This is a genomic window from Achromobacter sp. 01N37 (assembly GCF_056399725.1).
Window position 1 is genome coordinate 27,208 of record NZ_JBFTRX010000014.1, and the last position, 26,735, is coordinate 53,942.

A 26,735-nucleotide genomic window follows, 5' to 3' on the forward strand; every position below is an offset into this window, starting at 1 on the left:
TCTCTTTGCAAAGGAACTATCATGAAGTCGCGCATTGCCAAAAGCCTGACCATTGCCGCTCTGGCTGCCACGCTGGCAGCTTGCAGCTCCGTCCCTCTCGACGATAAAGCGGGTCAGGGCGGAGGCGCTGGCCAAGGATCTTCGGCCTCTGGCCAAATCCTTGATCCCTTTAACCCCCAAAGCATCCTGGCGCAACAGCGCTCGGTGTACTTTGATTTCGACAGCTACACCGTGTCGGACCAGTACCGCGGCTTGGTCGAAACCCACGCCCGCTACCTGGCTTCGCACCAGCAGCAGAAGGTCAAGATCGAAGGCAACACCGACGAACGCGGCGGTGCTGAGTACAACCTGGCCCTGGGCCAGCGTCGTGCAGACGCCGTGCGTCGCATGATGACCCTGCTGGGCGTCAGCGACAACCAGATCGAAACCATCAGCTTCGGTAAAGAAAAGCCGAAGTCGACGGGTACGTCGGAAGCCGACTTTGCTGAAAACCGCCGCGCCGATATCAACTATCTGCGTTAAGCTTTTCGCTTAGTCCAAGAGCCCTACCACGCGTCGGGACGGTCAGCCGGCCGTCCCGACGTTTGTTTTTATACCCGGGAATATTCATGCGCGATAACGTTCTGTCTCTGCGTCCTCTGATGGTGGCCACTGGCCTGGTGCTTGCGGCCCTGACGGCGCCCGCTCACGCTTTTTCCGATGACGAGGCTCGTAAGGCCATTCTGGATTTGCGTCAGCAGGTTCAGCAGCAGAACGAGCAAAGCCAGCGCGCCAAGCTGCAATTGGCCGACCAGATTCAATCCCTGCAACAGGAAGTCGCCCAACTGCGCGACCAGCTGGAACTGGTGTCCCGCCAACAGCCCAGCGCCAAGCCGGGCGCACCCAGCGGCACGAACCCGCCGGGCACCGCTGCCGGCGACCCGCAAGAACAAGCCGCCTATGACGGCGCCATGGACCTGTTCCGCAAAGGCCAGTACAAGGACGCCGCCGAATCGCTGGCCGCCTTTACCGCCCTCTACCCGAACAGCCAGCTGGCCCCCAGCGCACAGTTCTACCTGGGCAGTAGCCGCTACGGCATGAAGGACTTCAAGGGCGCCATCGAACAGCTGACCGCCATGGTGCAGAAGTCGCCCGACAACGCGCGCGCGCCGGACGCCCTGCTGATCATCGCCGGCGGCCAGATCGAACTGAACAACCGCGCCGGCGCCAAGGCGTCGCTGCAGCGCATCGTTCGCGACTACCCGAACTCGCCCGCGGCAAGCACGGCCAAGAGCCGCCTGCAACTGCTGCAGTAATGCGCCACGCCGCTAGCGCGGTCAGCGCGTACCGGCACATCCTGCGCCGCCGCGCAGGGCTTATCGCCCTGCTGCTGGCGGCGATTTTCATGGCGCTGCTGATCGACTTCACCATCGGCCCAACGGGCCTGCCTTGGCGCGAGCTGTGGCGAACGTTGAGCGGGCCGGAAGCCGCCGACGCCACCTACCGCGTCATCGTGTGGGACATCCGACTGCCTTCCGCCTTGATGGCCGCCCTGGTGGGCATGGCCTTGGGGCTAGCAGGCGCCGAAATGCAGACCATCCTGAACAACCCGCTGGCCAGCCCCTACACGCTGGGCGTGTCGTCGGCCGCCGCCTTGGGCGCGTCGCTGGCGATCGTCTTGCAATTTGGCATTCCAGGCGTGCCCAGCGGTTGGCTGATCGGGGGCAACGCCTTCGTCTTTGCAATCGGGGCGGCATTGTTGCTGGACACCGTCGCCCGATGGAGCGGCATGAACACGTCGGGCGTCGTGCTGTTCGGCATTGCGATGGTGTTCACGTTCAATGCACTGGTGTCGCTGGTGCAGTTCCTGGCCAGCGCGGAAGCGTTGCAGAGCCTGGTGTTCTGGACCATGGGCAGCCTGGCGCGGTCCAGCTGGACGAGCGTGGGCGTGATGGTGACGGCAATCGTGCTGACGCTGCCGGTGGCGATGCGCCAATCCTGGAAGCTGACCGCGCTGCGCTTGGGCGAAGACCGCGCCGCCAGTTTCGGCGTGGACGTGCGCCGGGTGCGTGTCGCGGCGCTGGCGCGCGTCAGCCTGCTGTCGGCGTTGGCCGTGGCTTTTGTCGGCACGATTGGTTTCATCGGATTGGTGGCCCCGCACATTGCGCGCCGCCTGTTCGGTGAAGACCATCGTTTTTATCTGCCGGGCAGCGCGCTGGTGGGCGCGCTGATTTTGTCCCTGGCTTCCGTCGTCTCGAAAAATCTGCTGCCAGATGTGGTCGTACCCGTGGGCATCGTGACGGCGTTGGTCGGCATTCCCTTTTTCGTGGCGGTGGTGCTGCGCCGGCAACTGCCATGACGCGCGGAGCCCCCCTGGATATCGATCAACTAAGCGCGGGCTATGGCCGCGAGGACGTGTTGCACTCGCTATCGATTCCGGCCTTGGCGGCGGGGGAAGTCACCGCCCTGCTCGGCCCGAACGGCAGCGGCAAATCCACCTTGCTCAAGGCGCTGGCCGGGCTCGTTCGTACCCGCCACGGGCGCGTCTTGCTGAACGGCCAAGACTTGAACCGGCTGGGCGTCGGTGAACGCGCCCAGCACATGGTTTATCTGCCGCAGAGCCTGCCGGCCGCCGTGCACCTGCGCGTCTTTGAATCGGTGCTGGTCGCGGCCAATGCCAGCCACAACGCGTTGGCGCCCCCCGTGGACATGGCCGCTATCGAGCGGCTGCTGGATCGGCTGGGCATCGCGCACTTGGCGATGCATTACCTGGATGCGCTGTCTGGCGGACAGAAGCAGTTGGTCGGGCTGGCGCAAGCGCTGATCCGCCATCCGCGCGTGCTGCTGCTGGACGAACCCCTGTCTGCCCTGGACTTGAATTACCAATTCCACGTGATGCGCCTGCTGAAGCAGGAAACGCAGGAACACGGGCTGATCAGCGTCATCGTGCTGCACGACTTGAACGTGGCCTTACAGCACGCCGACCGCGCCGTGATGATTCAGGCAGGCCGGCTGCACGCGCAAGGCAAGCCGGCGGACGTCATCACGCCTGCATCGCTTGCGGCCGTGTATGGCGTGCAAGCTCGGGTCGAGGCCTGCTCGCGAGGCTTGCGGCAAGTACTGATCGACGGGCTGGACGAGCACCCGCGCTGAAGCAGGCGTCCCACAGGCGCTGGGACCCGCGTGCTGGCTCAGTCGCAGGAACTCAGCTGCTAGGGCTCAAGTACTGAATTCAGGCGCGCTGAGCCACATCCACCACCGGCGCGCCGGTCATGTCAGCCAACTGCTGCGGGGTCAGATTGAACACGGCGTGCGGATGGCCGGCCGCGGCCCACAGGCTGTCGTAATTGAACAAGTCAGCGTCCAACAGCATCACCGGTTTGACGGCATGGCCGATGGGGCAGACGCCGCCAATCGCGTAACCCGTGTTGTCGCGCACGAACTTGGCGTCGGCCTTGGCCAATGCGCCGACCTGCTCGGCGACCTTGGCCTCGTCCACGCGGTTGGCGCCGCTGGCGATGACGAGCACCGGCGCATTGTCGGCAGCGCGCCGGAAGATGATTGACTTCGCAATCTGCGCCACCTCACACCCTAGCCCCGCCGCGGCTTCCGCCGATGTCTTGCCGGTTTGCGGCAGGACCACGACGGGTTTGTCGTGACCGATTTCCAGCAACAGACGGGCCACGCGTTGGGCCGATTCGGGCAAGGCAGCAAGAGACTCAGGGGACATCGTGATGGGCTCCGTGTAAGACTGCGAACGAGTTTATCAGCGGCGGCGCGCACTGGCGTCACGCCGCGCCGGGCTAGAATGCGGACCTGGCTTTCCCCTTCCTGCCCCTCATGCGTTCCGAACCCGTCTTGCCCCTGCAAACCGCCCTGATCGGCGGCTACGCCATGTCCTACACCGAATACGGCAGCGGCGCGCCCATGGTGCTGGTGCACGGTTCCCTGTCTGACTGCCGCTACTGGAAGTCGCAGATGGCGCCGCTGGGCAAATCGTTCCGCGTGCTGGCGGTGTGCCTGCGCCGCTACTGGCCGGAATCCTGGGACGGCGAAGGCGATGGGTTTTCCATCGATCAGCACGCAGACGATGTGTTGGAATTCATTGATACCGTCGCAGGCGGCCCCGCCCATCTGGTGGGCCATTCGCGCGGCGGCCGCGTGGCGCTGGAAGTGGCCTTGCGCCAGCCCGATGCGCTGCGCAGCCTGACGCTGGCCGATCCCGGCCTGCCCTTGCCCCGTGGCGATGATGCGCGGGGCGGCTTTCGCCAGCGCGCCTTGGCGTTGATCCGGCAAGGCGAAATCGAGGAAGGCCTGGCGTTGTTCGTGGACACCGTGACGGGGCCAGACACCTGGCAGCGCATGGTGCCGTGGTTCAAAGAGATGGTGCGCGACAACGTGGGCACGCTCTTTGGCCAGGCCGACGAAAAGCCGGAAACCCTGACGCCGCAACAGATCGCCACGCTGAAGTTACCAACCCTGTTGATCGGCGGCGCGCTCAGCCCCGCGCCCTATCCTGCCGTGCTGGATGCGCTGTCGCAATGGCTGCCGCACGCGCATCGGGTCACCGTCGTGGGGTCGTCGCACGGCATGAACCTGGGCAACCCGCGCGCCTTCAACGGCGCCATCCAGGAATTTCTGGGGGGCTGAACGCCCCCGCGCTCACGGTTCGACCGAAGGCGTGTGCTTCAAGCGGCGCAGCACAAATGTAGACCGGCTGTGGCGCACGCCGCGCAGCTTGTACAGGCGCTTGCGCAGGAATTCCTCGTAGCCTTCGGTGCCGGCCACGGCCACCTTGATCAGGTAGTCATATTCGCCTGTGACAAGAAAGGCTTCGACCACTTCGGGCAGCCGGGTGATTTCTTCGCCGAACCGCGCCAGCGTCTCGTCGTCGTGGTGCTCCAGCGTCACTTCGATCATCACCGTATCCGGCAAGCCCAACGCTTTCTGGTTCAGCAGGGCCGCGTAGCCCTCAATCACCCCCGCCTCTTCCAACGCCTTCACGCGGTTCCAACAGGGTGTGGGCGACAAGCCCACCTGCTCCGCCAGCTTCAGGTTCGTCAGCCGGCCATCCGAGCGCAGCGCGCGCAGGATCTTGCGGTCGGTATCGTCGATTTTGGGAGGAGTGGACATGGGCGGCGCACCTGCAAAGAGAATATCTCTGTAAAAATCAATTCTACAAGATAGATATTTTCCATAAAGCGCCAAACTGGCGTGAATCAGGAAACCTATTTTGTTTCCCTGGCCGTAGACTTTCCAGCAAGACGGGCATCTATCCCGCCCGTCGGATTTCGGCGCTTTCGCTGCGGCACAACCCGGCAGAAGCGCCGGCAGTTCCCACGCAGCAACCCGCGCGCCGATCCGCGCGGCTGGAAACCATGTCTCACGCAGCAGCAGTCCCCGCAAGAACCGGTCTGGGCCTATCCGGCGCCGCCATGCTTTTGACCGCCCCGGCGCTATTCGCCTCGAATATGGTCGCCGCCCGCTGGGCGCACGACGCCAGCCTTCCCCCTGTTTTCCTTGCCTTCGGCCGTTGGCTGCTAGCCTTGCTGATCCTGTTGCCCTTGGCCGCCCCCGCATTGCGGACGCATCGCCGCGCGTTGTGGCGCGGCTTGCCCGCCCTGCTGCCGCTGGCCGTGCTGGGCATGGGCGTGGCCGTGGCGCCGCAATACATCGGCGCGCAGACCACCAGCGCCACCAATATCGCCCTGATCTTTTCGTGCAGCCCCATCCTGGTGGCGCTGCTGGAAGCGCTGATCTGGCGCAAGCCGCTGTCGGCGCTGCGTGCGGCCGGCCTGGCGTTGGCCTTGGGCGGCGTGCTGGTCGTGCTGTCACGCGGCGATACGCAGGCGTTGGCCCGATTGGCGTTCGGCCAGGGTGACTTGTGGGTGCTGCTGGCCGCCACCGGCTGGGCGTTCTACACCGTGCTGCAAAAGCGGCTGCCCTTGCCGGCCGTGCCGGCCAGCGCCCGGCTGGCGGTGATGATGCTGGGTGGTGTGTTGGCGCTGGCGCCGTTTGCTGGCATCGAAGCAGCGGCGGGCGCGACGCCCCCGTGGACCGATCCCCGGCTGGCGGCCGTGCTGCTGTTCCTGGCGGTGGTGCCCAGCCTGGGCGCGTACTACGTCTACGGGCGGCTGATCAGCCAGGCGGGTCCGGCAACCGCCGGGCTGTCGATGTTCCTGGTGCCGGTTTACGCCGCGCTGCTCGCGTGGCCCTTGCTGGGTGAAGCCCCGCAGTTGTTCCATGCGTATGGCTTCGTGATGATCTTGATCGGCGTAAAACTGGCCTCGTCGCGCATGCGTGCAAACGAGGCCATCGCGCCGACGGCGGCCACCGCCGCCGCCCGCGCCTGACACTGCCCGATCAGCGGCCCGAGCCTTGGGCCGCGATCACTTCCTGCGCCACTTGTCGCGGCGCTTCGGCGTAGTGCTTGAACTCCATCGTGTAGGTCGCGCGCCCTTGGGTCAGCGACCGCAGCGATGTCGAATAGCCGAACATCTCGGCCAGCGGCACTTCGGCGCGTACCACCTTGCCGCCCCCGCCCGCGATGTCTTCCATGCCCTGCACCATGCCGCGCCGTGACGACAAGTCGCCCATGACGTTGCCGGTGAAGTCTTCCGGCGTTTCCACCTCAACCTGCATCATCGGCTCAAGCAGCACCGGGTCCGCGCGCCGCATCCCTTCCTTGAACGCCATCGAGCCCGCCATCTTGAAAGCGTTTTCGTTGGAGTCCACGTCGTGGTACGAACCGAAGAACAAGGTCGCCTTGATATCCACCACCGGATAGCCCGCCAGCACGCCATTGTTCAGCGATTCGCGGATGCCCTTGTCGACCGCCGGAATGAACTCGCGCGGCACCACGCCGCCCTTGATGGCGTCAACAAACTCGTAGCCCTTGCCCGGCTCTTGCGGCTCAAGCTTGAGCACCACGTGGCCGTACTGGCCGCGCCCGCCCGACTGCTTGACGAACTTGCCTTCGACCTCGTTGCAGGCCTTGCGGATGGTTTCGCGATACGCCACCTGCGGCTTGCCCACCGTGGCTTCGACGTTGAACTCGCGCTTCATGCGGTCAACCAGAATTTCCAGGTGCAGCTCGCCCATGCCCGAGATGATGGTCTGGCCCGATTCCTCGTCGGTACGCACGCGGAATGACGGGTCTTCCTGCGCCAGCCGGTTCAAGGCGATACCCATCTTTTCCTGGTCGGCCTTGGTCTTGGGTTCCACCGCCTGCGAGATCACGGGTTCGGGGAAGACCATGCGCTCAAGAATGATGATGTGCGCCGGGTCAGATAGCGTGTCGCCGGTGGTGACGTCCTTGATGCCGACGGCCGCCGCGATATCACCCGCATACACCTCGGTAATTTCGCGCCGTTCGTTGGCGTGCATCTGCAGGATGCGGCCCAGCCGTTCCTTCTTGCCCTTGATCGGGTTGTAGACCGGGTCGCCGGATTTCACCACGCCGGAGTACACGCGGAAGAACACCAGCTGCCCGACAAACGGGTCCGTCATGATCTTGAAGGCCAGCGCCGAGAACGGTTCGCTGTCGGTGGGATGGCGCTCGATTTCGCGGTCACGTTCGTCGTGGCCGTTGATGGCCGGCACGTCCACCGGCGACGGCATGTAATCAATGACGGCGTCCAGCATCGCCTGCACGCCCTTGTTCTTGAACGCGCTGCCGCACAGCATGGGCACGATCTCGTTGGCGATGGTGCGCGTGCGCAACCCCAGCTTGATCTCGTCTTCCGTCAGGGTTTCGCCAGACAGGTATTTTTCAAGCAGCGTCTCGTTGGCTTCGGCCGCTTTCTCGACCATCTTGTCGTGCCATTTCTGCGCCTCGGCCTGCAATTTTTCAGGGATGTCCACATACGTGAACTTCACGCCCTGGCTGGCGTCGTCCCACAGAATGGCCTTCATCTTGACCAGGTCGATCACGCCTTCGAAATGATCTTCGGCGCCGACAGGCAACTGGATCGGCACGGCGTCGCCCTTCAAGCGTTCGGCGATCTGGCGCTGCACGCGCAAGAAATCAGCGCCGACACGGTCCATCTTGTTCACGAAGGCCAGACGCGGCACCTTGTATTTGTTGGCCTGCCGCCAGACGGTTTCAGACTGCGGCTGCACGCCGCCCACCGCGTCGTACACCATGACAGCGCCATCCAGCACGCGCATGGACCGTTCGACTTCAATGGTGAAGTCCACGTGGCCCGGCGTGTCGATGATGTTGATGCGGTGTTCGGGGTAGTTGCCCGCCATGCCTTTCCAGAAGGCGGTGGTGGCGGCCGACGTGATGGTGATGCCGCGTTCCTGCTCTTGCTCCATCCAGTCCATCACGGCGGCGCCGTCATGGACTTCGCCGATTTTGTGGGTGATACCGGTGTAGAAGAGGATGCGCTCGGTGGTCGTCGTTTTGCCCGCGTCGATATGGGCGCTGATGCCAATATTGCGGTAAAGCTCGATACGCGTCTTGCGGGTCATGGCCTCTTCCTTGCAGGGAACCACTATGCAAAACGGCAAGCCCGACCGGGCGTTGCCGCGGCGGGCGCCATGCCGCGTGTCGTGATGGGGTGAAGCGTCACTGCGCCCGCACTGATGCGTAAATATTACGCGCCGCGCGTCAAGATACAAGCTTTGCCACTACCTTTGACGAGGGAACCTGCGCGTCATTGGTTTGCCCAGGTCATACCGGGGTATGCCCTGCCCGGCGCGCGGCATAAAAAAAGCCCCTCCGAAGAGGGGCTGTTGCGTTGGCCTGCGGCCGCACGCTTACTTCTTTTCTTCCTTCACGCGATACACCAGCACGGCGGTGGTGGCCAGCGACAGCACCTTGGCGGTGACGCTGCCCAGCAGCAGACGCGACAGGCCGCTGCGGCCGTGGCTGCCGATGAAGATCAGGTCGCAACCGGAATCGGCGGCGGCTTGCACGATACCGTCGGCCACGTTGAAGTTGGACACGGCGCGCGCTTCGGATTTGACTCCGCCGGTGTCGGCGCGGTCGGTAATCTGTTTCAGGTACTTGTCGGCTTGTTCGGCCGATGCCTTTTCGTAGTCTTCGTCGGTGATGGCGTAGGCGGCAGCCATGCCGTCAAAACCGATCGTGGCCGCAAAGGGTTGCGTCACGTAGAGGGCGACGACTTCGGCGCCAACCGAGCGTGCAAAGGAAATGCCCGCGTTGGCGGCTTGTGCCGACAGCGGCGAACCGTCGGTGGGAATCAGGATCTTCTTGAACATCTTGCCTGCTCCTGTTTGAGAGGAATCTTTATGCTACTGGAAAGCCGTCAGGTTCACATCAAGCGAACCCTGCGGGCTTGATGCGCGTCAAACGCCGCGTCAGCCCAATTGCTGGGCGGCGGCGAACAAATTGGTGCAGCGGGTGCCGGTGCGGCAATAGGCCAGCACGGGGCCCGGCAGGGTCTTCAGCAGTTCGGCGAAGCGCACCACGTCCGAAACGGTCATGGCGCTGCCCACCACGGGCTGGTATTCAATCTTCAGGCCAGCGGCTTCGGCGGCCTTGGATACGTCGGCGGCGGTGGGCTGGTCGGGGCCGCCTTCGAAGTCGGGGCGGTTGATGATGACGCTCTTGTAGCCGGCGGCGGCCACATCGGCCATGTCGTCAGGGCCCAGTTGCGGCGCGACGGCGAAGTTTTCGGTCAGGGGTTTGATCGGTGCGGACATGGCGGTTCCTTCAAATATTCAGCTGCGTATTATTGATTGTAGGAGCCGTTTTGCGCGAAGAGTTTTTCCAATTGGGTCCAGATTCCGCGGTCATCAGCAATGGAAACCGAAAAGCGCAGCATCGTCGACGGCGCCTGCGACGGTGAAAACAAGGTGCCCGGGGCCAGCAGCACCCCCTGGTCGGCCGCTACGCGCGCCAGCACTTCGGTGTCGCGGCCACAATCGGCCCAGACGAACATGCCCGCATTCGGCTCGTGCGGCACGGTCAGGCCCAGCTTCAGCAGCCCTTTCAGGCATCGCTCCCGCGCGGCGTCCACCCGCGTCCGGACGCGTTCGATATGGCGGCGGTACTGCCCTTCCATCAGCACCCGGTGGACAACGCGTTCGCCCAGTTCGGGCGAGGTCAGGCCCGCCAGCATTTTCAGGTCGGCCAGCTTTTGCAGGATCTCGGGGTTGGCGGCCACATAGCCCACACGCAGGCTCGCGGCCAGCATCTTGGAATAGCCGCTGACCAGGATGACGCGGTTCAGCCGGTCCAGCACCGCCAGCTTCATGGCGCCGCCGGGGTGCAGTTCACCATAGGTGTCGTCTTCGACCACCATGAAATCGTGGCGCTCGGCGATGCGCAGGATGTCGTAGGCGACACCCGCCGACAGCGTATGGCCCGTGGGGTTATGCACGGCGCTGTTGATGATGAAAAGCTTGGGCTTGTGCTGGGCCGCCAACTGTTCCAACAGGGCGATGTCGGGGCCATCCGGCCCACGCGGCACGCCGATCAGGCGCGCGCCAAATGCCGCCAGCCGACCAAAGATAACGAACCACGCCGGGTCTTCCACCAACACCGTGTCGCCGGGCTTCACCAAGTGGCGGGCGATCAGGTCCAGGCCGTGGGTGACGCCGTTGGTGGTCAACAGATTCAGTTCGGGGTGGGCCGGCACACCGTCGTTCTGCAAGGACGCGGCGATCTGCTGGCGCAGCGGCGCAAAGCCTTGGGGATGGCCATAGCTGACCAGGTTCGCCCGCACCGAGCGCCCCACGGCGCGCACGGCAGCGGCCACCATGTCGGGGTCCAGCCAATCGGCCGGCAGCAAGCCCGCACCACCGGGCATGCCCGGGCCGGTGGTTTCGCGGAACATGCTGCGCAGCAGCCAGGCGATGTCTACGCGCGCGGTGGGCGACAAGGGGGACGACGGGGCCGTCGCCACCGCCGCCAGCGGCCCGCTGCGCGCGCGGACGAAAAAGCCTGCCCCGCGGCGGGACTGCACCAGTCCCCGGGCCACCAGCCGGTCATACGCCTCAACCACCGTGAAGCGGCTGACGCCAGACTGTTCGGCCATTTTGCGAATGGACGGCAGGCGGGTGCCGGGCCGCAACCCTTGTTCGTCGATGCGGCGCGCCAGGCCGTCGGCCAATTGGCTGACAAGCGAGGCGTCGGCTTGGCGCACGGGCATCCAGGGCAAGGACGCTGCGGGGGACGGGGCGGGAGTAGACCCAGGGGAAGGAGCAACTGTCATGGGGAATGGACCAGGCCAGTGATTAAAGTGACATGTAGAAGTGTATCGGTACTGTACCGATAACTATGCGTAGAGTGACAGCAATACGGCAAGCCCGCAATAGCAGATTCTTCCGCCCCGACTCTTTCTTTCGCAGCCATCATGACGCGCTCATCACTTTACCCTTCGGCCCAGACCGCACCGGCCACGCCGCCGTCCGTATGGGAAGGCTATGGCTATGGTTTTCTAGGGGTGCTGGTCTTTTCGCTGACGCTGCCCATGACGCGCCTGGCCGTGGCTGAACTGGCCCCATTGCTGGTGGGCCTGGGACGCGCGTTGGTGGCTGCGGTGCCCGCAGTGGCGTTGCTGTGGATCACGCGCAGCCGGCTGCCGACGCGCACAGAGTGGCCTGGCGTGATCCTGGCTGCGCTGGGCATCGTGGTGGGCTGGCCGCTGGCGTCGTCACTGGCCATGCAGACCGTGCCGTCTGCCAACGGCGCCGTGTTCAACGGGCTGCTGCCGCTATCGACGGCCGCGTTCGCCGCGCTGCGTAGCGGTGAACGGCCGTCCGCCGTATTCTGGGGGTGGGCCGTGGCCGGCGCCGCGCTGGTGACGGCCTACGCGCTGCGGCAAGGCGACGGCGTCTTGACCACCGGCTATCTCTGGCTGCTGGTGGCGGTAGTGTTGGGCGGCATGGGCTATGCGGAAGGCGCACGCGCCGCACGCACGCTGGGCGGTTCGCGCACCATTTGCTGGGCGCTGGCGATCAGTGCCCCGGTCGTTGTGGCGCCCGTCGGCTGGATGGCCGCGCACGCCCACTGGCCCAGCGCCGCAGTCGTTTCAGCCTGCGCCTACCTGGCGTTCGGCTCCATGTTTCTGGGCTTTTTTGCCTGGTATCGCGGCCTGGCCGTGGGCGGAATCGCCCGGGTGGGGCAGGTGCAGTTGTTGCAGCCTTTCCTGACCGTCGTGGCGGCCGCATTGTTATTTGGCGAATCCGTTCAGCCGGCAACCTTCGTGTTCGCCGTCGCCGTGATCGCCGTTATTGCCGGCGGACGCCGTGCCATCGTAAGGACCAAAAAATGAATCTGTTCCCGACCAACTGGGCCGACGTGCCCCTGGCTTCCGCCTCGCTGCTGGGCCCGCTGGCCCTGTTCGCGCTGGTCAGCTCGATTACGCCGGGACCCAACAATGTGATGCTGGCGTCCTCTGGCCTGAACTTCGGCTTTCGCCGCAGCATGCCGCACCTGCTGGGCGTGAACCTGGGCTTTACGCTGATGATTTTTTTGGTGGGCATCGGGCTGGGCTCGGTATTCCAGCAAGTGCCGCAGCTCTACACCATTCTGAAATACGCCGGCGCCGCCTACCTGCTGTATCTGGCCTGGAAGATCGCCAACTCCGGCGGCCTGGAAGATGGCGAAGCGCGTGGCAAACCGTTCACGTTCCTGCAAGCGGCGGCCTTTCAATGGGTCAATCCGAAAGCGTGGGTGATGGCGGTGGGGGTGGTGGCCACCTACACGCCGCAAAACGGCTTCTTCGCCAACCTGGTCATCGCCACGATTGTCTGCGGCGTGGTCAACCTGCCCAGCATTGGCGTGTGGGTGACGTTCGGCACCGCGCTGCGCCGCGTGCTGCACAAGCCCTGGGCGATTCGGGCCTTCAATGTGGGCATGGCCTTGCTATTGGTGGCGTCGTTGTATCCGGTGGCGCTGGACTTGGTGCATTGATCGCCAGCGTCAGGCGGCCAACAATCCCACGACGACGGCGGGCGTCACCAGGACGTTGAACAGCCCCGCCATCACCATCACCAGGCCCGCCACCGCGCCCTCGTCGGCCGCGAGTTCGCGGGCCTTTGCTGTGCCGGCGCCGTGTGCGCCCATGCCAAACAAGGCGCCGCGCGCCAGCGCCGAACGCAGCGGCAACCAGCGCCGCATCAACTGGCCGATGGCCGCGCCGAACACACCCGTCACGATCACGAACACGGCGGTCAGGTCGGGCACGCCGCCCACATGGGACGACACCGCCAGCGCGAACGGCGTGGCGACTGAACGCGGCAATAAGCTCAGGCGCAAGCCGGGCGGCAAATCCAGCAAGCTGCCCAGCACCCAGGCGCTGACACCCGCAATCAAACTACCCACCGCCACGCCCGCCACCAGCACCGGCCAGTAGCGCCGAATCAGCGCGCGCTGCTCGTACAGCGGCAGCGCAAACGCCACGATCACGGGCCCCAGCATGGCCATCAACCAATGCGAGCCAGACATGTAGTCGCGGTATCCGGTGTGCAGCGCAATCGCCAAGCCCAGCAGCAAGGCCGGCGCTGCGACCAGCGTCGACGTCCACCAGTACGCATAGCGGCGATAAAACAGGCGCGCGCACACGTAGGCCAGCACCGTCGCCAGCGGCCAGAACACCAGGTTGAATTCAAACGGCACGGCGGTTCATCCAGCGATAGCAAAGGTCGATCGTCAACGCCGTGCCGGTCATGACCAAGGCGGTACCAAGCAGAATGACGGCCAGCAGCTTCAGCCCCAGCACCCCCAGAAATTCGCGGTGGTCCAACAGCGACATCACGGCTGGCACAAAGAACAGCAGCATCTCGCCCAGCAGCCAGCTCGCGCCGCGATGGACGTTGCGCACGCGCAGCCGGCGAGTGGCCAGCAGCAACAGCACCAGCGCCATGCCGATGACGCCGCCCGGAACGGGCAAACCCAGCGCGTCGGCCACGGCCTGGCCCAGCAAAGAAAACACGACGATCAGCGCAATTTGCAGCACGCGGCTGCGGCGCAGGGCAACGCGCAGCATGCGGACGGGAGTAAGGAGGCGACGAGGGCGAGGGCGAGACATGGAGGGGCAGACAGGTACCAGCGGCAAGCTGATGTTTTACGCCCGCCCTGCCCATAGATAAAATGAATTCGATGAATACTCCCCATTCCAGATAGGCATAGCCATGGACCTGCGCCCCTTGCGCGCCCTGGTGGAAGTGGTCCGCCAGGGCGGCTTTTCCCAGGCAGCCAAAGTGATCTACGCCACGCAGCCCACCGTCAGCAAGGCGGTGCGCCAGCTTGAAGACGAGCTGGGCATGCCGCTCCTGGATCGCCACGCACAGCCCCTGCGGCTGACCGAAGCGGGCGAAATTGTGTACCGGCGGGCGCTGACGATGCTGGCCGAACGCGATGATCTGTACGCCGAGCTGGACGAACTCAAGGGCCTGAAACGTGGTGTGCTGCGGCTGGGGCTGCCGCCGCTTGGCAGCAGTTCGCTTTTCGCGCCGATGTTTGCGCGATTCCGCAGCCGGTATCCGCACATCGAAATCAGCCTGGTGGAACACGGCAGCCGCCGGCTGGAAGAAATGGTGATGGCGGGTGAGATCGAATTGGCGGCCTCGTTGAAACCCGTGCCGGATCATGTGGACTGGCAGCCGGTGGCGCGCGAACCGCTGGTGGCGCTGATGCCCGCCGACCATCCGCACGCGCACGCGGCATCTGTCGGCCTGCATGAGCTGCGTGAATCGCCGTTCATCCTGTTCGAATCAGGCTTTGCGCTGAACCGCATCATCCATGAAGCCTGCCAGCGTGCGGGCTTTGCGCCCACCATCGCCGCGCGCAGCGGCCAGATCGATTTCATCGTGGCGCTGGTGGCGGCCGGCTTGGGCGTGGCGTTCCTGCCGCGCATCACGGCTCGAGAAGAACTGCACGCAGGCGTGTGCCGCGTGCCCCTGCGCGACCCGGGCACGGACTGGGAAATGGTGCTGGTCTGGCGGCGCGGCGGCTATCTGTCGCACGCGGCGCAGGCGTGGCTGGCATTGACGCGCGAGGTGCATCCCGGAGTATTCTGATGCGGAACCCAGCCGGCCCGATCGGGTCATATTTTTCATGCCCGCCCTGCCCCGCCCTTCCCCCCGCAGCCTTTCCGCCCGGCGTCTCCCCATCCGCCGGCTCGTTGCCGTAGCCGTCGTCACCGCCGCCAGCGTCGTCGGCTGCTCGCACCTGGACTCCTGGCAACGCCAGACCATCTTTTCGCCCCAATCCGAACCCCAAACCTGGTGGCGCGAACCCTCCGCCGGCACCGAGGTCTACGATCTGGCGCTAGCCAACGGCGATAAGGTGCGCGCCTGGTACTGGCAAAGCCCCAAGGCCGACGCACCCACGGTGCTGTACCTGCATGGCGCGCGCTGGAACCTGAACGGCAGCGCCTTCCGCATCGACGGCTGGACCCGCATGGGTTATTCGGTGCTGGCCATCGATTACCGCGGCTTTGGCGCATCCACCCCGCGCCTGCCGTCGGAAGAAAGTGCGTTGGAAGACGCGATGGCTGGGCTGAAGGAGCTGGCCCGCCTGCAACCCGACCCGGCACGCCGCTTCGTCTACGGCCACAGCCTGGGCGGGGCGATCGCCATCGATCTGGCCGCCCGGCCCGAACAGCCGGAATTCGCGGGTTTGATCGTGGAATCCAGCTTCACCAGCATCGGCGCCATGCTCGGCACCCTGCGCTGGGGCAAGGTGCCGGGCGCCAGCCTGTTGGTAACGCAGCCGTTTGCGTCCGTCGACAAGCTGGCCCAGATGCACACGCCCATGTTGTTCATGCACGGCACCGCTGACCGCGTCGTGCCGCACACCATGAGCGACGAACTCTTCGCTGCCGCTCGCAACGTGGCGCCGGATCTGAAGCGGCTGGTGAAGATCGAAGGCGCGTCGCACTCGGGCGCTTTCCGCAGCGGGCCGCAATACGACGCCGCCGTGAAGGCCTTCATGCAAGACGCCTCACGCGCCTACAAACGCAAGTCCGGCTGACGCTGACGCGGCCTTCTCCCCCTGCTTGTTCTGACCGCCGGGAAAACCCGTTCTCGGGAAACTCCTATATAAAAATATCTACTAAATATATTTAACGAATATTAGACTTTGCTCCTGCTCGCCGCGCCGCTTTGGCAGCGACGGCATCTTCAGGAGAAGCCAGTTGAGTAACGTGCGTTGGCAGGGCGTATTTCCTGCCGTTACCAGTAAGTTCCATGCCGACGAAACCCTCGACTTCGAAGCGATGCGCAAGCACTTCGCCTTCCTGATCGACAACGGCGTTCACGGCTTTGTCACCTGCGGCTCGCTGGGCGAAGCCAGCACCCTGACGTTGGAAGAAAAGCTCGAGGTCACGCGCTGCGCCATCGAAGTCAGCGCCGGCCGTATTCCCGTGCTGGCCAACGTGTCCGAAACCAGCACCCGCGAAGCGCTGCGCTTCATCAAGGGCGCGGTCGAGCTGGGCGTGGACGGCTTCATGCTGATGCCATCGCTGATCTACGTGGCCGACGCGCGTGAAGCCATGCAAAGCATCCGCACCATGGCGGAAGCGGCGCAAAAGCCCTGCATGATCTACAACAACCCGGTCGCTTACCGCGTGGACCTGAAGCCCGAGCACATGGTCGAACTGGCCGACTGCCCGTGGCTTGTCGCCATCAAGGAAAGCAGCGACGACATCCGCCGCGTGACCGATCTGCGCAATGCGCTGGGCACCCGCTATCAGCTGTTCATCGGTGTGGACGACCTGTCGTTCGAAGCGCTGGCGTTGGGCGCAGACGGCCTGCTGGCAGGCCTTGTCACCGCTTTCCCGCGTGAAACCGTGGCGCTGTATGACCTGATGAAAGCCGGCAAGTGGCAAGAGGCGCTGGCGCTGTATCAGTGGTTCACGCCGCTCTTGCACCTGGATGTTTCCACCAAGCTGGTGCAGAACATCAAGCTGGCCGAAACGCTGGCCGGTGTGGGCAACGAACACGTGCGCCGTCCGCGTCTGCCGCTGGTCGGCGCCGAACGCGAGCGTTGCACCGCCATCATCCAGGCCGCCATCGCCAAGCGCCCCAAGCAATACCAATCGACGTAAGCGGCCGGCTCCGGCTGAGCCAACCGCAGCACGAACGCGTTGGCGCGCGGCTTAGCCGCCGCGCGCCAGGCCCTGTCCCACGCACGCCTATCGGACACCATGCAAAGCGACATCATCCTTCAGACACGTGGCCTGACCAAGGAATTCCGCGGATTCGTGGCGGTCAACAACGTCGACCTGAGCGTGCGGCGCGGCGCCATCCATGCGCTGATCGGCCCCAATGGCGCCGGCAAGACGACGTTCTTCAATCTGCTGACCAAGTTCCACATTCCGACGCGCGGCGAAATCCTGTACGACGGCGTGGACATCACGCAGGAGCGCCCCGCGCAAACCGCGCGCCGCGGCATCGTGCGCTCGTTCCAGATTTCGGCGGTGTTCCCTCAGCTGTCCGTGCGCGAAAACGTGCGTGTGGCCTTGCAGCGCAAACTGGGCGTGGACTATTGCTTCTGGCGATCCGAAAGCACGCTGGAAAGCCTGCATCACCGCGTTGAGGAATTGCTGGACCAGGTGGGCCTGCGCACGCATCTGGACGTGGCGGCGGGTGACCTGCCCTATGGCCGCAAACGCACCTTGGAAATCGCCACCACGCTGGCGCTGGAGCCCGAGCTGCTGCTGCTGGACGAACCCACGCAGGGCATGGGCCACGAGGACGTGGACCGCGTCAAACATCTGATCAAGCAGGTGTCGGCGGGGCGCACCATCCTGATGGTGGAACACAACATGAAAGTGGTGGCGGACATCTCCGACACCATCACCGTCTTGCAGCGAGGCGAGATCCTGGCCGAAGGCCCCTACGCGACCGTGTCCGAGAACCCGGCCGTGCGTGAAGCCTACATGGGAGCCGACGATGAATGAAGCCCTGGCCGGCGCGTCCGGCAACATGCTTGAAATTCGCAACCTGCACGCCTGGTATGGCGAATCGCACATCCTGCACGGCATCGATCTGGACGTGAAGCCCGGCGAATGCGTCACGCTGCTGGGGCGCAACGGCGCGGGCCGCAGCTCAACATTGAAATCCATCCTTGGCCTCGTCGGCCGCCGCAGCGGCTCCATCAAGGTCGAAGGACAGGAAACGGTGGGCATGCCCACTCACAAGATCGCGCGCCGGGGCATCGGTTATTGCCCGGAAGAGCGCGGCATCTACGCGTCGCTGACCGCGGAGGAAAACCTCATGCTGCTGCCCTCGGTGGGGCCAGGCGGCATGTCGGTGGAAGAGATCTACACGATGTTCCCCAACCTGAAAGAGCGTGCGCACAGCCCCGGCACGCGGCTATCAGGCGGCGAACAGCAGATGCTGGCGATGGCGCGCATCCTGCGCACCGGCGCCCGCTTGCTGTTGCTGGATGAAATCACCGAAGGCCTGGCGCCCGTCATCGTGCAATCGCTGGGCCGCGTGATCCGGCAACTGAAAGAGCGCGGCTACACCACCGTGCTGGTCGAACAGAATTTCCGCTTCGCCCAGCACCTGGCCGACCGCCATTACGTCATTGAGCACGGCCAGGTGGTAGCCGTGATCGACCGCGCCGAGGTCCAGCAATCGCAAGACAAGCTGAACGCCTTGCTCGGTATTTGAGATTTCCGCCGTACTCCTTCCGACCGCAGTCCCCCATTCCTCCACGGAGCGTAGTCAGATGAAATTGAATCGAATCGCAGCAGCGTTGTTCGTCCTGGGCTTCACCGGCGCGGTGCCTGCGGGCGCCGCGCACGCGCAAGCCAAGATCAGCGACGACGTCGTCAAGGTCGGCGTGCTGACCGACCTGTCCGGCGTGTATTCCGACCTGGCCGGCAACGGCTCGGTGATAGCCGCGCGCCTGGCCGCCGAAGAGATGGGCAACAAGGTGCTGGGCAAGCCGGTTGAAGTGATTGCCGCCGACCACCAGAACAAGCCCGACGTCGCCGCCAACCTGGCGCGTGAATGGTTCGACCAGGGCAAGGTCGACATGATCACCGACTTCCCCACTGCGTCCACCGCGCTGGCCGTGATGGAAATTGCCAAGCAGAAAAACCGCGTGACGATGCCGTCGGCAGGCTTGTCCACCGCGATCCTGGGCGAAAAATGTTCGCCGTTGAATGCGCAATGGACGACCAACACCTATGCGCTGGCAGCCGGCACGGCGCGCGCACTGGTGAAGGAAGGCAAGAAGACCTGGTACTTCATCACCGCTGACTACACCTTTGGCCACTCGCTGGAAAAGGACGCCACCGAAGTCATCCAGGAAAATGGCGGCACCGTGGTGGGCGTGTCGCGCCACCCGTTCCCGGGCAACGATTTCTCGTCGTTCCTGCTGAAGGCGCAGGCCTCGAAGGCGGACGTGATTGCGCTGGCCAACGCCGGCAACGACACCGTCAACGCCGTGAAGCAAGCCAACGAGTTCGGCATCAACAAGAAGCAGATCGTCGCGCCGCTGTTGACCTATATCTCGGACGTGCACAGCATGGGCCTGCCCAAAGCGCAGGGCATGTACCTGACCGAAGCGTTCTACTGGGACTACGACGACGCCTCGCGCGCCTGGGCCAAGAAGTTCTTCGAAAAAGCCAAGAAGATGCCAACGGCCTCGCAAGCCGGTGTGTATTCGGCCACGCTGTCCTACCTGAAGGCGATTGAAGCGGCCGGCACTGACGACGCGCCCGCCGTGATGGCCAAGCTGCGCGAAATGACCATCAACGACGCCGTGATCCGCAACGGAAAACTGCGCGCCGACGGCGCGCTGGTGCACGACATGCTGCTGTTGCAGGTGAAGACGCCCGCCGAATCCAAGGCCCCGTGGGACTACTACAACGTGAAATCCGTGCTCAAGGGCGACGAGGTATTCCCCAAGCCCCAGGCCGCCTGCCCGCTGAACAAGTCGTAAGCCCATCATGTTCGACATCTCGCTTCCCGCGCTGCTGGCCCAACTGTTGGTGGGGCTGATCAACGGCTGCTTCTACGCCATCCTAAGCATGGGCCTGGCCATCATTTTCGGCCTGCTCAACATCGTCAACTTCACGCACGGTGCGCAGTTCATGATGGCGGCGTTCCTGGCGTGGATCGGCTTCACGCAGTTGCCGCAACTGTTGGGCCCCGGCGTGCAGATCAACTTCTGGGCGGCGCTGATTCTTGCGCCGCTGGTCGTGGGCGCGGTGGGCGTCGTGATCGAAAAGACGCTGCTCAAACGGCTCTATCACCTGGACCACCTGTACGGGCTGCTGCTGACCTTCGGCATTGCACTGATGATGGAAGGCGGCTTTCGCTACTTCTACGGCATATCCGGCGTGGGGTACGAGCCGCCCGAGATCCTGCAAGGGGGTTTCGATCTGGGCTTCATGTTCCTGCCCGCGTATCGGGGCTTCGTGGTGGTGGCGTCGCTGACGCTATGCATCGCCACCTGGTATCTGTTCGAGCGCACCCGGCTGGGCGCGATGCTGCGCGCAGGCACTGAAAACCCCAAGCTGCTGCAGGCGTTTGGCGTGAACGTGCCGGTGATGATCACGCTGACCTATGGCTTCGGCGTGGCGCTGGCGGGCGTGGCGGGCGTGTTGGCCGCGCCCGTCATGCAGATCAACCCGCTGATGGGGTCGAACCTGTTGAACATCGTGTTCGCGGTGGTGGTGATTGGCGGACTGGGTTCCATCATGGGCGCCATCGTCACGGGTCTGGCGCTGGGCCTGTTGGAAGGGCTGACCAAGGTGTTCTACCCGGAAGCGTCCACCGTTGTCGTGTTCATCGTGATGGCCGTTGTGCTGCTGATGCGCCCCGCGGGCCTGTTCGGCAAGGAGAAATAAGGTGTCGCGCATTCCATTTTCCATCCGCATCCTGGCCTTGCTGCTGGTGCCTGCCCTGCTGGTGCCGTTCTTTCCCCAGATCATCTACCCCGTGTTTGTCATGAAGGTGCTGTGCTTCGCGTTGTTTGCGCTGGCCTTCAACCTGCTCACGGGCTTCACCGGCCTGGTGTCGTTCGGCCACGCGGCGTTTTTCGGCTGGGCAGGCTACGCCGCGGGCGAAATGATGATCTTGTTCGGCGCGCGCGGCCTGCCGCCCGAGATCGCCATCCTCTGCGGCGTGGCGATGGCGGCCGCCATTGGCTATGCCATCGGCTGGCTGGCCATCCGGCGCACGGGCATCTATTTCGCGATGATCACGCTGGCGCTGTCGCAGGTGGCGTACTTCATGGCGGTGCAGGTGGGCTGGACGCGCGGTGAAGACGGCATGCAGGGCATTCCGCGCGGCAAGTTCCTGGGGCTGGTGGACCTGAGCATCGACACCAACATGTATTACTTCGCGCTGGGCGTCTTCGTGCTGGGCTTTCTGTTCGTCTACCGGGTGATTCATTCGCCGTTCGGCCAGGTGCTCAAGACCATCCGGGACAACGCGCCGCGCGCGATTTCGCTAGGTTACGATACGGATCGGTGCAAGCTGCTGGCCTTTGTGCTGTCGGCCTCGGTCGCCGGTCTGGCCGGCTCGCTGAAGGCGCTGGTGCTGCAACTGGTAGCGCTGAATGATGTGTCCCTTGCTACCTCCACCGAAGTGCTGCTGATGACCCTGTTGGGCGGCATCGGCACCGTGTGGGGCCCGGTGGTCGGCGCGACGCTGGTCGTCAGCTTGCAGAACTACCTTGCCACCCTGGGCGATGTCGTCACCATCGTCATCGGGCTGATATTCGTGTTGTGCGTGTCGTTCTTCCGACGCGGGTTCGTCGGCGAATGGCTGGCCTACACGCAGTGGCGCAAAACGAAGGAAAACAATAATTGATGGCAGGAGCAGAACCCAAACGACGCGCCGCGGATGTCGCGTACGACCAGATCGAAAGCATGATCGCCACGTTGCAATTGCAGCCTGGCAGTGCGGTCGTGGAAGCGGATCTGGTGGAGAAAACCGGCCTGGGGCGCACGCCCCTGCGGGAGGCGCTGCTGCGCATGGTCGCGGCCGGCTTGATCCGCCAGGAACCCCGGCGCGGCCTGCGCGTATCGATGATCCAGCTGGCGGACCACATGGACTTGATCCAGACCCGCCGCGCGCTGGAGCAGTTGATTGCCGCCAGCGCCGCGCGCCGCGCCACGCCCCCGCAACGCACCCAGATCGTGGATTGCGCGGCGCAGATGATCCGGGCTTCCGAAGGCGGCAACCTGGACGACTACATGCATGCCGACCAGTTGCTCGACTACGTCTGCCATGAAGCCAGCCGCAATGTGTCCGCCGTGAACGCGGTGGAACCGTTGATCATTCAGTGCCGGCGCTTTTGGTACGCCTACCAGCACGAGGGCGATATTGCCGAAGGCGCCCGCCGCCACATGCTGATGGCGCAGGGCATCGCCACAGGCAACGAATCCGCGGCCATCAAGGGCGCGGATTCGTTAATGGACTACCTGGAGATGTTTACGCGCAAGGTGATTGACGCGTAGCGGCCGGTGCGACCTCTGGCGTGCCAAGGGTGGCAGCCGCAGGCGCAACGGCGTCCGCGCGGCCCCGCTTCAGCCACGCCATCACGCGAGGGCGCGAACGGTCGTAGGCCAGGTTGTACAGGAAGGCGTAGGGCAGATAGAACAGCACCAGCGCAATGTCCAGCACAAAGGCTTCCCACAGGCTGATGCTGAGCCACCACGCCGCCAGCGGAATCACGATCAGGATCAGGCCAAGTTCAAAGCCGAAGGCGTGAACGACGCGCACGCGCATCGTGCGCTTGAAGCCGAACCGGTTTTCAACGCGGTCGAAGCCGGCGTTGTAGATCATGTTCCAGACGAGCGCGATCCAGGCGATGACGGCCGTGAGGACGCCCATTTCAAACAGGGATTTGCCCATGGCCCAGGCTGCGGCAGGCGCGCACAGACCGATGGCGAGAATTTCAAACAAAAATGCGTGGAAAAAGCGTTCTTTCAGGGTTTTCTTGGCTTGCGTCATGACCCACCGAGGTCGTTTCAATAAAGTGGGAGCGATTTTCGTCGATATTTCCGGTACGATAAAGATACTATCCATCGGAAAAACCGATACCAATGCGCCACTCGCTTGAATCCTTGGCGGCCTTCGCCCAAGTGGCCTCTGAAGGCTCGTTTTCAGCTGCCGCCCGCAAGCTGGGTAAAAGCCAGTCCACCATCAGCGAAACCATCGCCAATCTGGAAGTGGACCTGAACGTGGCGCTGTTTGATCGCAGCCAGCGCCAGCCGTCATTGACCGAAGCCGGCCAGGTGTTGCTGGGTCAGGCATTGCAGGTGCTGGCGGCCAACGACCGCTTCAACCGCAGCGCCAACCAGTTGGCTGAAGGGCTGGAGCCCCGCCTGACCGTGGTGCTGTCGGACACCTTCCAGTCAAAAACGTTTGAGAACATGCTCAGCCAGATCGACCAGCGCTACCCCGCGCTGCGCTTCGAATGCCTGATCGCCGAATACGAAGACGTGGTGGCGCTGGTGCAGCAAGGCCGCGCGCATCTGGGCCTGATGGCCGCGCAAGACACCTACCCGCCGGATGTGGGATACGCGACGCTGGCCGAGCGGTCGGAAATTGTGTTGTGCGTGGGGCGCAGCCATCCGCTGGCGGGCCGCCCGTGCGTCACCACCGATGAGCTGCGAACCGAACGCGAATTGCGCCTGAGCACTTTTGAACTCAACGACAAAGACACCGCGCCGCCGCACGCAACGTGGTCGGCGCCGGGTTATCTGATGCTGCTGGAAATGGCCAGCCTGGGATTTGGCTGGACGGAATTGCCGCGTTGGATGATCCAACGTTTCGGGCGCGACCAATTGGTCGAACTGACGGTGCCGGGCTGGCCTCGCCACATCCGCGTAGACGCCGTGTGGTCCACGCGCCGCGCGCTGGGCCCTGCAGGCGCGTGGCTGCTGGAAAGCCTGGCTCGCGGTTAGACATTAAACGGCACGCCCCCGTATCACCGCGCCGTATCAAGGCGCCATATCAAGGCGCCGTATCAACGCCCCGTATCAACGCCCCGTACCAACGCACGATATCAACGCGCCGTGGCCGGCAAGCGCGAGATGCGCACGCCGTTGGCGCTTATCCACTCACCCAGCTTGGGGCTGGCCAGCACGTCGAACTCGGCGCGGCGCTGGCGCGACATGGGGCTGCCGTCCTTGCAATCCATGGCGGGGTGGCACATCAACAAGTCCCCGTCGCGCGCGTTGAACAGCCAGTTCTGCAACAGGTCAGCGTAGCGCCGCTTGCCGCCTTCGAATCCATACACGCCCAGCAGCCGGCGATTGGTGCGCAACCCATCCTGTTGCGCCTGGCGGGCCAACGCGCCTGAACCCAAGGCGCCGATGATGCGCGCCTTGATCGATTCTTTCAGGGGGATACCGCAAAGTGCGCCCGGCGCGGTCTGGCGCAACCACGGCATGGCGTCGCCATAGCGGCGCTTCAATTGCGCCAGCACCTGTTCACGGATGCCGGGCAATTGATGCACGTGTTGGTGGCCATCCACGTAATCGGGCGCGCGGCCAAACGCCGCTTCGAAGGCGTCAAACTGAAGATTCAGCTGCGCATCGATCCACGCCGGATCAAGCCGGCCGGCATAGGCGCTGAAGATCAGCTTGCGCAGCGACGGCATCGGCGCAGCATCGGCGCTGAGGTTTTCCGAGAAATTCACGTGCAGGCCAATGTCCACATTTTGCGCCGCCAGACGGCCCGCATTCTGCGCAAATGTGGGGCCCAACGACAAGCCGCTTACCGCGCTGATACGGCCCATGCCGGCCAGCGCGATCATGCCTTCATCGATATCGGCATTCATGCCAAAATCGTCACCGCAGACCACGATACGTTTGCTCATCGCTGCACCTCGCATTCCCATTTCACCACGGCACCCATGCGCGCCTTTCTTCAGCAGATCAGCCTTTTCATCGCAGTGGGTTGCGCCGCCGCCGCCACCCACTGGGCCGTTGCCGTGGGCTGTGTCGAACTGCTTGGCCTTCCACCACTGGCGGCCAACCTGGTCGGCTGGCTGATCGCCTTCGTCGTTTCTTTTGCCGGACACTACCGGCTTACCTTCAGACATTCTCAAACACCCTGGACGATAGCCGTCCGTCGTTTCTTTCTGATTTCAGCCGTGGGCTTCGCCATCAATGAATCCGCCTACGCGCTGTTGCTGCATACCACCGCCATTCCGTACGACCTGTTGCTGGCCCTGATTCTGATCGGGCTGGCGTTTGCGACCTTCATCGCTAGCCGGCTTTGGGCGTTCCGCCACAAGCCCGCTGTCTGAACGCGTCGTCAATGTCCACGCGCCACATCACGGTCTTCACACCGCTTGCTATTGGGTCCAGCCCCCGCAATGGCGCGTAAACGGGGCCGTCAGATCGGCTGCCCCAGACCCAATAGCGCGCGCCGTCCGGTGCGGCGCAGAGCCGCGAGCTGAATTCCGCGGAGCTGACCAGCAGCTCCTTGCCCAGCGCGGGATCAAACGTTGCGGCATCGTAGAGTTCCTTGCGCCAGTTATCGCGCACCGGCACGTCCTGATCCAGCCAGTCGTCCACCACCCACGTCGGGCGCGGCGCTTGGGCGTAGAGCGCCAGGTCGAAGGGATAGGTATGCAGGGCGACAAAGGTATCGTCCGGGCGGGCGTGCTCACGCACTACCGTGGCCAGGGGCCCGGCGCTGCCTCGCGCATTGTGGGCGGCCACCCCGACGGCGACGACGCAGATCGCAGCCGCGACGCCCGCGCTAAGTTTGATCAGACGCGGCGCGGTGGCGTCGCCGCCTTCCTCGCGCCATGCGCCCAGGATGACTTCGGCCAGCAAAAACGCCAGCGGCGCCAAGGCCGGCAGCACATAGCCGACAAGCTTGGATTGCGGCACGGAAAAAAATGCGATCACCACCGCAAACCAGACCAACGCCAAACGGCGCAAGTCTCGCGTGGCATCGTCCTGCCAAAACACCTTGCGCATGATGCCGCCGCCCCACAGCGACCACGGCAGGCTCAAGCCCGCCACGACCGGCAAGTAGAACCAGAACGGCTGCGCATTGTTGAAGCCGCTTGCCGCAAAGCGCTGAAAATGCTGATAGACGAAAAAGTAATGGTAGAAGCCCGGAAAGCGCAGCTGCATCAGCACGAACCACGGCACCGCCACGATGGCGAAGAGCAACAGCGCTGGCGGCCACATCACCGCTGCCAGACCTGCCCAACGGCGGCGCCATGCCATCCAGATCAACAGGATGACGCCGGGCAACACCAATCCGATCAAGCCCTTGGCCAACACCGCCAACGCGGCCAGCGCGGCGGCGGCCAACGACATGACGCGATAGGGCTGCCCGCGCTCTTGCCGCAGAATGGTGTCCACCGCGGCCAGCACGCACAGCGTGATCATGCCGGCGACCAGCATGTCCAGATTTGCAAACTGCGCGCCGCCATAGAAGAACGGAATCGTGCACAGGATCAGAACGGTCAGCGTGGCCGCCGCGTGATTGCGATAGCGGCGCACAAAGGCGTACAGCGCCGCCGATGACGCCCAGGCGGCCAGCCATGACGGCAGCCGCGCCACCCAGGGATGCGCGCCGAATACCGTGAACGACAGTTCTGTCAGCCAGTAATAGAGCGGGGGTTTGTGAAAGTAAGGCATGCCGTCCAGCAACGGCACGGCGTGCGAACCGCTGCGAAGCATGTCCCACGCCACGCCTGCGTAACGGCCTTCGTCAGGCAGCGTCAACGGCCGAATCCAAGCCAGCAATGCCAGCCACACGCCAACGACAAGCAGGAATCGGCCCGCGGGCGGGGTCCATTCGAAGCGCGCCACGGACACGGGGCCGACGGCCAT

Annotated in this window: 30 protein-coding genes; 19 read left to right on the forward strand and 11 right to left on the reverse strand. The window is 64.2% G+C overall.

Annotated features, from left to right (window positions below; translation table 11 throughout):
* Nucleotides 1–21: 21 nt before the first annotated feature.
* The 4 genes from pal (at nucleotide 22) to AC1DSJ_RS23925 (ending at nucleotide 3,132) form a co-directional block, all read left to right on the forward strand.
* The gene (gene pal, locus AC1DSJ_RS23910) at nucleotides 22–522 is read left to right on the forward strand and encodes a peptidoglycan-associated lipoprotein Pal (protein WP_006217420.1); all 501 of its coding nucleotides are present in this window, start codon (nucleotides 22–24) and stop codon (nucleotides 520–522) included.
* 86 nt (nucleotides 523–608) lie between these two features.
* Nucleotides 609–1,295, forward strand: a complete 687-nt coding sequence (ybgF, locus tag AC1DSJ_RS23915; protein ID WP_054427350.1) for a tol-pal system protein YbgF — start codon at nucleotides 609–611, stop codon at nucleotides 1,293–1,295.
* The gene (locus AC1DSJ_RS23920) at nucleotides 1,295–2,338 is read left to right on the forward strand and encodes a FecCD family ABC transporter permease (protein ID WP_441372296.1); all 1,044 of its coding nucleotides are present in this window, start codon (nucleotides 1,295–1,297) and stop codon (nucleotides 2,336–2,338) included. Before ybgF ends, AC1DSJ_RS23920 begins: the two co-directional genes overlap by 1 nt.
* Nucleotides 2,335–3,132 carry an ABC transporter ATP-binding protein gene (locus tag AC1DSJ_RS23925; protein ID WP_441372297.1) on the forward strand — a complete coding sequence of 266 codons (798 nt, stop codon included), beginning with the start codon at nucleotides 2,335–2,337 and terminating at the stop codon, nucleotides 3,130–3,132. The genes AC1DSJ_RS23920 and AC1DSJ_RS23925 overlap by 4 nt, the downstream gene beginning before the upstream one ends.
* A gap of 79 nt (nucleotides 3,133–3,211) precedes the next feature.
* On the opposite strand, the gene AC1DSJ_RS23930 is transcribed toward AC1DSJ_RS23925, so the two are convergent.
* Nucleotides 3,212–3,709, reverse strand: a complete 498-nt coding sequence (locus AC1DSJ_RS23930) for a YbaK/EbsC family protein (protein ID WP_054427380.1) — start codon at nucleotides 3,707–3,709, stop codon at nucleotides 3,212–3,214.
* 110 nt (nucleotides 3,710–3,819) lie between these two features.
* Between AC1DSJ_RS23930 and AC1DSJ_RS23935 the strand changes: the two genes are divergently transcribed.
* Nucleotides 3,820–4,629, forward strand: a complete 810-nt coding sequence (locus AC1DSJ_RS23935) for an alpha/beta fold hydrolase (protein WP_441372298.1) — start codon at nucleotides 3,820–3,822, stop codon at nucleotides 4,627–4,629.
* A gap of 12 nt (nucleotides 4,630–4,641) precedes the next feature.
* Here AC1DSJ_RS23935 and AC1DSJ_RS23940 read toward each other — a convergent pair whose 3' ends face one another.
* The gene (locus tag AC1DSJ_RS23940; RefSeq protein ID WP_175171626.1) at nucleotides 4,642–5,112 is read right to left on the reverse strand and encodes an Lrp/AsnC family transcriptional regulator; all 471 of its coding nucleotides are present in this window, start codon (nucleotides 5,110–5,112) and stop codon (nucleotides 4,642–4,644) included.
* Nucleotides 5,113–5,414: 302 nt separating this feature from the next.
* Here AC1DSJ_RS23940 and AC1DSJ_RS23945 point away from each other — a divergent pair, with 302 nt between their 5' ends.
* On the forward strand, nucleotides 5,415–6,332 hold the full coding sequence (locus AC1DSJ_RS23945; protein WP_441372299.1) for a DMT family transporter: 918 nt from the start codon (nucleotides 5,415–5,417) through the stop codon (nucleotides 6,330–6,332).
* A 10-nt stretch (nucleotides 6,333–6,342) separates the two neighbouring features.
* Here AC1DSJ_RS23945 and fusA read toward each other — a convergent pair whose 3' ends face one another.
* The 4 genes from fusA to AC1DSJ_RS23965 all read right to left on the reverse strand — a co-directional run bounded on the left by fusA (nucleotide 6,343) and on the right by AC1DSJ_RS23965 (nucleotide 11,096).
* Nucleotides 6,343–8,454: an elongation factor G gene (fusA, locus tag AC1DSJ_RS23950; RefSeq protein ID WP_441372300.1), complete on the reverse strand. Its 2,112-nt coding sequence runs from the start codon at nucleotides 8,452–8,454 to the stop codon at nucleotides 6,343–6,345.
* A 288-nt stretch (nucleotides 8,455–8,742) separates the two neighbouring features.
* Nucleotides 8,743–9,207: a universal stress protein gene (locus AC1DSJ_RS23955; RefSeq protein ID WP_054427343.1), complete on the reverse strand. Its 465-nt coding sequence runs from the start codon at nucleotides 9,205–9,207 to the stop codon at nucleotides 8,743–8,745.
* 99 nt (nucleotides 9,208–9,306) lie between these two features.
* On the reverse strand, nucleotides 9,307–9,651 hold the full coding sequence (locus AC1DSJ_RS23960; protein WP_054427342.1) for a protein tyrosine phosphatase family protein: 345 nt from the start codon (nucleotides 9,649–9,651) through the stop codon (nucleotides 9,307–9,309).
* Nucleotides 9,652–9,680: 29 nt separating this feature from the next.
* On the reverse strand, nucleotides 9,681–11,096 hold the full coding sequence (locus AC1DSJ_RS23965; RefSeq protein ID WP_156337011.1) for an aminotransferase-like domain-containing protein: 1,416 nt from the start codon (nucleotides 11,094–11,096) through the stop codon (nucleotides 9,681–9,683).
* 210 nt (nucleotides 11,097–11,306) lie between these two features.
* Between AC1DSJ_RS23965 and AC1DSJ_RS23970 the strand changes: the two genes are divergently transcribed.
* Nucleotides 11,307–12,227, forward strand: coding sequence for a DMT family transporter (locus AC1DSJ_RS23970; protein ID WP_342067446.1), 921 nt, complete (start codon nucleotides 11,307–11,309; stop codon nucleotides 12,225–12,227).
* A complete protein-coding gene (locus AC1DSJ_RS23975; protein ID WP_054427339.1) occupies nucleotides 12,224–12,868 on the forward strand; it encodes a LysE family translocator in 645 nt (214 codons plus the stop codon). The genes AC1DSJ_RS23970 and AC1DSJ_RS23975 overlap by 4 nt, the downstream gene beginning before the upstream one ends.
* Before the next feature lie 9 nt (nucleotides 12,869–12,877).
* Here the strand turns inward: AC1DSJ_RS23975 and AC1DSJ_RS23980 are convergent, their stop codons facing one another.
* Complete coding sequence (locus AC1DSJ_RS23980) at nucleotides 12,878–13,573, reverse strand: LrgB family protein (RefSeq protein WP_441372301.1); 696 nt, start codon at nucleotides 13,571–13,573, stop codon at nucleotides 12,878–12,880.
* Nucleotides 13,563–13,985, reverse strand: a complete 423-nt coding sequence (locus tag AC1DSJ_RS23985; RefSeq protein ID WP_342067448.1) for a CidA/LrgA family protein — start codon at nucleotides 13,983–13,985, stop codon at nucleotides 13,563–13,565. The genes AC1DSJ_RS23980 and AC1DSJ_RS23985 overlap by 11 nt, the downstream gene beginning before the upstream one ends.
* Nucleotides 13,986–14,088: 103 nt before the next feature.
* Here AC1DSJ_RS23985 and AC1DSJ_RS23990 point away from each other — a divergent pair, with 103 nt between their 5' ends.
* The 9 genes from AC1DSJ_RS23990 (at nucleotide 14,089) to AC1DSJ_RS24030 (ending at nucleotide 22,385) form a co-directional block, all read left to right on the forward strand.
* Nucleotides 14,089–14,976, forward strand: a complete 888-nt coding sequence (locus AC1DSJ_RS23990; RefSeq protein ID WP_175171630.1) for a LysR family transcriptional regulator — start codon at nucleotides 14,089–14,091, stop codon at nucleotides 14,974–14,976.
* A gap of 37 nt (nucleotides 14,977–15,013) precedes the next feature.
* Nucleotides 15,014–15,931, forward strand: coding sequence for an alpha/beta hydrolase (locus tag AC1DSJ_RS23995; RefSeq protein ID WP_441372303.1), 918 nt, complete (start codon nucleotides 15,014–15,016; stop codon nucleotides 15,929–15,931).
* 163 nt (nucleotides 15,932–16,094) lie between these two features.
* Complete coding sequence (locus AC1DSJ_RS24000; RefSeq protein ID WP_054427334.1) at nucleotides 16,095–17,006, forward strand: dihydrodipicolinate synthase family protein; 912 nt, start codon at nucleotides 16,095–16,097, stop codon at nucleotides 17,004–17,006.
* 99 nt (nucleotides 17,007–17,105) lie between these two features.
* On the forward strand, nucleotides 17,106–17,861 hold the full coding sequence (locus tag AC1DSJ_RS24005) for an ABC transporter ATP-binding protein (protein ID WP_054427379.1): 756 nt from the start codon (nucleotides 17,106–17,108) through the stop codon (nucleotides 17,859–17,861).
* Nucleotides 17,854–18,579 carry an ABC transporter ATP-binding protein gene (locus tag AC1DSJ_RS24010; RefSeq protein WP_054427333.1) on the forward strand — a complete coding sequence of 242 codons (726 nt, stop codon included), beginning with the start codon at nucleotides 17,854–17,856 and terminating at the stop codon, nucleotides 18,577–18,579. Before AC1DSJ_RS24005 ends, AC1DSJ_RS24010 begins: the two co-directional genes overlap by 8 nt.
* A 58-nt stretch (nucleotides 18,580–18,637) precedes the next feature.
* Nucleotides 18,638–19,858, forward strand: a complete 1,221-nt coding sequence (locus AC1DSJ_RS24015; protein WP_054427332.1) for an ABC transporter substrate-binding protein — start codon at nucleotides 18,638–18,640, stop codon at nucleotides 19,856–19,858.
* A gap of 7 nt (nucleotides 19,859–19,865) precedes the next feature.
* Nucleotides 19,866–20,768, forward strand: coding sequence for a branched-chain amino acid ABC transporter permease (locus AC1DSJ_RS24020; RefSeq protein WP_054427331.1), 903 nt, complete (start codon nucleotides 19,866–19,868; stop codon nucleotides 20,766–20,768).
* A gap of 1 nt (nucleotide 20,769) precedes the next feature.
* The gene (locus tag AC1DSJ_RS24025; RefSeq protein ID WP_175171633.1) at nucleotides 20,770–21,735 is read left to right on the forward strand and encodes a branched-chain amino acid ABC transporter permease; all 966 of its coding nucleotides are present in this window, start codon (nucleotides 20,770–20,772) and stop codon (nucleotides 21,733–21,735) included.
* Nucleotides 21,735–22,385: a GntR family transcriptional regulator gene (locus tag AC1DSJ_RS24030; RefSeq protein ID WP_441372304.1), complete on the forward strand. Its 651-nt coding sequence runs from the start codon at nucleotides 21,735–21,737 to the stop codon at nucleotides 22,383–22,385. The genes AC1DSJ_RS24025 and AC1DSJ_RS24030 overlap by 1 nt, the downstream gene beginning before the upstream one ends.
* Here AC1DSJ_RS24030 and AC1DSJ_RS24035 read toward each other — a convergent pair.
* Nucleotides 22,360–22,881, reverse strand: coding sequence for a multidrug/biocide efflux PACE transporter (locus tag AC1DSJ_RS24035; protein WP_054427328.1), 522 nt, complete (start codon nucleotides 22,879–22,881; stop codon nucleotides 22,360–22,362). The two genes, AC1DSJ_RS24030 and AC1DSJ_RS24035, sit on opposite strands and share 26 nt — an antisense overlap.
* A gap of 92 nt (nucleotides 22,882–22,973) precedes the next feature.
* Here AC1DSJ_RS24035 and AC1DSJ_RS24040 point away from each other — a divergent pair, with 92 nt between their 5' ends.
* Nucleotides 22,974–23,837 carry a LysR family transcriptional regulator gene (locus AC1DSJ_RS24040; protein WP_054427327.1) on the forward strand — a complete coding sequence of 288 codons (864 nt, stop codon included), beginning with the start codon at nucleotides 22,974–22,976 and terminating at the stop codon, nucleotides 23,835–23,837.
* Nucleotides 23,838–23,938: 101 nt separating this feature from the next.
* On the opposite strand, the gene AC1DSJ_RS24045 is transcribed toward AC1DSJ_RS24040, so the two are convergent.
* Nucleotides 23,939–24,754 (reverse strand): ChbG/HpnK family deacetylase, encoded by an 816-nt coding sequence (locus tag AC1DSJ_RS24045; RefSeq protein WP_175171634.1) that lies wholly within the window; start codon nucleotides 24,752–24,754, stop codon nucleotides 23,939–23,941.
* A 36-nt stretch (nucleotides 24,755–24,790) separates the two neighbouring features.
* On the opposite strand from AC1DSJ_RS24045, the gene AC1DSJ_RS24050 reads away from it, so the two are divergent.
* A complete protein-coding gene (locus AC1DSJ_RS24050; RefSeq protein WP_441372305.1) occupies nucleotides 24,791–25,186 on the forward strand; it encodes a GtrA family protein in 396 nt (131 codons plus the stop codon).
* Here the strand turns inward: AC1DSJ_RS24050 and AC1DSJ_RS24055 are convergent.
* Nucleotides 25,146–26,735: an ArnT family glycosyltransferase gene (locus AC1DSJ_RS24055; protein ID WP_441372306.1), complete on the reverse strand. Its 1,590-nt coding sequence runs from the start codon at nucleotides 26,733–26,735 to the stop codon at nucleotides 25,146–25,148. The two genes, AC1DSJ_RS24050 and AC1DSJ_RS24055, sit on opposite strands and share 41 nt — an antisense overlap.